Annotated in this window: 3 protein-coding genes; 2 read left to right on the top strand and 1 reads right to left on the bottom strand. The window is 71.1% G+C overall.

Annotated elements, in window-relative coordinates; translation table 11 throughout:
- The first annotated feature begins 215 nt into the window (after nt 1–215).
- On the top strand, nt 216–1,553 hold the full coding sequence (locus ABTZ94_RS36605) for a transglycosylase family protein (RefSeq protein WP_351207626.1): 1,338 nt from the start codon (nt 216–218) through the stop codon (nt 1,551–1,553).
- A gap of 24 nt (nt 1,554–1,577) precedes the next feature.
- Here the strand turns inward: ABTZ94_RS36605 and ABTZ94_RS36600 are convergent, their stop codons facing one another.
- Nucleotides 1,578–2,744 carry a DMT family transporter gene (locus tag ABTZ94_RS36600; protein ID WP_351207624.1) on the bottom strand — a complete coding sequence of 389 codons (1,167 nt, stop codon included), beginning with the start codon at nt 2,742–2,744 and terminating at the stop codon, nt 1,578–1,580.
- 233 nt (nt 2,745–2,977) lie between these two features.
- On the opposite strand from ABTZ94_RS36600, the gene ABTZ94_RS36595 reads away from it, so the two are divergent.
- Entirely contained in the window at nt 2,978–3,688 is a 711-nt protein-coding gene (locus ABTZ94_RS36595) for a (2Fe-2S)-binding protein (RefSeq protein ID WP_351207622.1), read from the top strand.
- Nucleotides 3,689–3,803 lie beyond the last annotated feature (115 nt).

The raw sequence follows: 3,803 nt of genomic DNA, 5'->3' as shown, positions 1-3,803 counted from the left end.
TGCTGGTGGACGTCCACCAGCACATCCGGGACGGCAGGCGTTGACGTCCGTCCCGGCGTTCCCGCTCACGCATCTCGGGACCGGCTCACCTGGGAACTCTCCTCCGGGAAAAGCCGGATGGGCGAGAGCCGTTATCGCTCTCTTGTCATCGGCCTTTGTCTGCCCATAAGTTGGGCGCTTGCGACGTGTCCTACTGCCAGTGGGGGAACCAAGTCATGGCCGCAAACGGACGGCACCGCAGATATCAGCCCAGCCGGCTCAACCGTGCCTCGCTCACGGTCACCGTCGGCGGTGTGGGCATCGCGCTCCCGCTCATCGCAGCCTCGTCGGCAGGCGCCGCCTCGACGGATGTCTGGGAGAAGGTAGCCGCCTGCGAGTCCACCGGCAACTGGCACATCAACAGCGGCAACGGCTACTTCGGGGGCCTTCAGTTCACCCGTTCCACGTGGGCGGCCTACGGTGGCACGGTGTACGCCCCGCGCGCCGATCTGGCCACCAAGGACCAGCAGATAGCCATTGCGGAGAAGGTGCTCGAAGGCCAGGGGCCCGGCGCCTGGCCGGGGTGCTCGACACGGGCGGGGCTGGCCCATGGCGGGGAAGTCCCCGGCATCAACCCGCAGTCGCAGCGGACCAGCCATGTACAAGCGCCGGGGAAGGCTGCCGCCGGGAAGCCGGAGACGAAGCGGACGTCCACGCCCGCCAAGCCGACCACTGTGCCCGGCAAGCGCGAGTCGTACACCGTGGCCGGTGGTGACTCGCTCTCCGCGATCGCGGCGACCGAGCATGTCCGGGGCGGCTGGCAGCACCTGTACGCGGCGAACCGCACGGTTGTGGGGGACGATCCGGATCTCATCTTTCCAGGACAGCGCCTGAGCCTCGATGTGGCCCAGGCACCGAAGGCGGGTTCCAAGGCGGGCTCGACAGCGGCTGCGAAGCCGAAGGCCGCACCGCATCAGAAGGCCAAGCCGCAGCACCAGCCCACCAAGCCGCAGCACCAGCCCACCAAGCCGCAGCACCAGCCCACCAAGCCGCAGCACCAGCCCACCAAGCCGCAGCACCAGCCCACCAAGCCGCAGCACCAGCCCACCAAGCCGAAGCCGCAGCCGAAGAAGGCCGAGAGCCACAAGCCGCAGCGGGCGGAGAGGTACTCCGACAGCCTCGTCGCGCCGGTTGCGGCGGGTATCGGTACCGCGTACCAGCAGGCCGGTTCCTGGGCCAGTGGCTATCACACCGGTGTCGATTTCCCCGTCCCGACCGGTACTTCGGTGAAGGCGGTCGGCTCCGGCACGGTCGTATCGGCGGGCTGGGCGGGGGCGTACGGATACCAGATAGTCATCCGGCACAGCGACGGCAAGTACAGCCAGTACGCGCATCTGTCCGCGCTTCATGTGCGTGAGGGCCGGCATGTCTCCGCAGGCCAGCGGATTGCGCGCTCGGGCTCGACCGGGAACGTCACCGGTCCGCACCTGCACTTCGAGATCCGTACCGGCCCTGGTTACGGCTCGGACGTCGACCCGTTGGCCTACCTCAGGGCGGGCGGCGTCAGCGTCTGAACGGCCCGCTGGGGCCCGGCTGTGTCAGCCGGCGCGGCAGGCCCCGCGGACACACGGCTCCGCCGTGCTGCCGTGCCGGTGTGTGACGACCGCCCGGGCCCGGACTTCCACCTGCCCGAGCCGACGCTCCAGCGGCAGCGCAGGGGTTGCCGAGAACGTTTCCGCGATGGTTTCGACGGCCACGTTGGGTGTCGACGCCGCGGGCTCGGGAAGAACGACGACCGTCCGCGTCTCAGCCCGGGCCAGACCCAACGCCGGTTCCGCAGCCCCTTCGGCGCCGGGCTCCGTCTCCCAGCCCTCCGCGTCCGTCCCGTCCTCCAGAGCGGCCGGGTACTCGATCGCGGCCGGCTGCCCGGCGCGGCGCTCCGCGCCCAGCCGCTCCGTCGTGAGGAGTATCAGCCCGCCCGCGGCGACCACCCCGCAGGCCAGCGCGAGCATGGTGCCCGCCGTACCGTGCCGGAACTGCTCATCGAACAGGGTGATGCCGACAGCCGCGGCTATCACCGGGTTCACCACGGTCACCGTGGCCAGCGGCGCGGTCAGCCCGGCGCCCCGGTATGCGGCCTGGGAGAGCAGCAGCCCGGCGGCCGCGAAAGCGGCTATCGACAGCAGCGCCGGCATTCCGGCCCCTGCCGCACCGGAGGCCCACTGCACGGCCACCGTCTTCGTGAACACCGAGGCGATACCGAAGGCGACGCCCGCGGCCCCGGCCAGGATCACGCTCCGTACCACTGGCCGGTGCAAGCCCTTGGAGATCAGGAAGAGCGCCGCGACCGCACCGAGCGTCACGCCGGCGAGCAGCAGCTGATCCGGGCCGCTCAGGGTGTGCGACTCGGCGTTCCCGGTGAGCGCGAGCAGGCCCGCCAGACCGACGGTCGCCATGATCGCGCCGCGCCATGCGGTGGCACCTGCCCGGCGGCGTACGAAGAGTGCCGCCATCGGCAGGGCGAAGACGATGGTCAGCGCGCCGAGCGGCTGTACGAGACTGAGCGGACCGTAGGCCAGCGCCACGACATGCAGCACCGCGCCCACGCCGTTCAGTGCCACGGCGGCCCACCAGACACGGTTGCGCAAGGGCGCGAGCGAGCGGCCGTCTCCAGCCGTGGCCACGCGCTCCTGGACGATCGCCCCGGACGCGTAGGCGACCGCGGAGACCAGTGACAGAAGCACGGACAGCGCAAGGGAACTCATGTACACCACAATGTCCCTTCAAAGCGGCTGCGTCGTCGTCCTTGAGGCGGCGATCCTGCGTACTGCCTTGGTAGTACGGGAGTAGTCCCAGGGTCCTCCTCCCGACGGTAGTCCTCCCTCCGACGGGCCCCGGAGGGATCATCTCGAGGGGTTACGGTGAACGGCGGGTCGCGGTACTGCGGGTGCCCGCGATGTCACCGGAGGCGGCCGGGGAGCCGAGAAGGAGCAGCGTGATGGACGAGTCTGCAGCGGCCTCTGTGAGTGGATTCTTCGCATTGCGTACCGCTTCGCCGCCCGAGGGGGCGCACCGCCCGCTGGCACTGTTGTACGCGGGGGAGTCTGCACCGCTCGTGGCCCGTATCGACACGGTCGCCGCCCGGCTCCGTACCTCCGAGCGCAGAGTCGCCGCCTCCGTCGCACACCTGGGGCTGGCCTCCCGCCTCTGGTCGATCGCACTCGGCCCGGCGGCACTGACCGGCCGCTTCCCCGATCTCTCGCCCGGCGCCCTGCACTGGGACCCACGGCGCACCGCCCCCGACGACCTGTGGCTGAACACCGCCGAATCGCTGCCCGCTACCGCCGCCCGGATCCGGGAAGCCGTCCAGTACGCCCATCTCGTGCCCCTCGCCGAGGCGATCCGCCGCGACGGCTCCCTGTCGAACGGGCTGCTGTGGGGCAACGCGGGGTCGGCCCTGGCGGGAGCTCTGCGTGAACTGGTCACCTGGGCCCGTACCCACCGCCGCCCCGACGTGTCAGGACGGGCCCGCGCACTGGCCGCCGAACTCTTCGATCACCCGGACCTCCGGAGCACCGGGGCCCCGCACGATCCGGCGTTCCGCCGCCGCAGTTGCTGCCTGTACTACCGCTGCCCGGCCGGCGGCCTGTGCGGCGACTGTGTCTTCGACCGCAGGCCGGGCTCTTCCGTCAGCCGTCAGCCGTTGTGAGGCGTGGACAGCACCGAGCCCTCGATGCTCCCGGCCTGGATGACCGGCCCGTGCTGTCCGCCCGCACCGGGCACCGTATGGCTGAGCTGTGGGGCGGGCGGCGTCCCGCCCGCCC

It is taken from the genome of Streptomyces sp. NPDC002785 (genome assembly GCF_040295565.1).
Taxonomy (GTDB): Bacteria; Actinomycetota; Actinomycetes; order Streptomycetales; family Streptomycetaceae; genus Streptomyces.
The sequence above is the reverse complement of the archived record's forward strand: the minus strand, read 5'-3'. Positions and strand labels throughout refer to the sequence as shown.

What these genes read in the sequence shown, in the direction of transcription:
- ABTZ94_RS36605 (WP_351207626.1), top strand. Translation starts at nt 216, where the DNA reads ATGGCCGCAAACGGACGGCACCGCAGATATCAGCCCAGCCGGCTCAAC.
- ABTZ94_RS36600 (WP_351207624.1), bottom strand. Translation starts at nt 2,744, where the DNA reads ATGAGTTCCCTTGCGCTGTCCGTGCTTCTGTCACTGGTCTCCGCGGTC.
- ABTZ94_RS36595 (WP_351207622.1), top strand. Translation starts at nt 2,978, where the DNA reads ATGGACGAGTCTGCAGCGGCCTCTGTGAGTGGATTCTTCGCATTGCGT.